Origin of the sequence: Bacillus sp. GbtcB14 (assembly GCF_019091205.1) — a bacterium.
Taxonomy (GTDB): Bacteria; Bacillota; Bacilli; order Bacillales; family Bacillaceae_G; genus Bacillus_A; species Bacillus_A cereus_AG.
On sequence record NZ_JAGXJT010000175.1, the window covers coordinates 1 to 264 of the forward strand.

Below are 264 nucleotides of genomic sequence, written 5' to 3' on the forward strand. Positions count from 1 at the left end.
GGATCAATCAGCTGAGCAGTGATTTTAAATCCGCTCTGGTCACCCTTGACGATACACTTGCCCGGATTGACGAGCGGGTCTGGGAGGAGCTGCTGCAAAAACCGGAACTTCAGGATCTCACATATGTTTTAAATGAAAGAAGAGACCGGGTCAAAGAGAAGCTCAGCGCTTCAGAAGAAAGGCTGATTGAAGGCCTGGCCGTTGACGGCTATCACGCATGGGGCGATCTGTATAATGCGGCTGTCGGCAGAATGAAGATTCCAT

General features: G+C 50.4%; 1 pseudogene. It reads left to right on the top strand.

Going from position 1 to position 264, the window contains the following annotated elements:
* Positions 1–264, top strand: a pseudogene (locus tag KVT31_RS29640) (M3 family oligoendopeptidase); the annotation flags it as partial.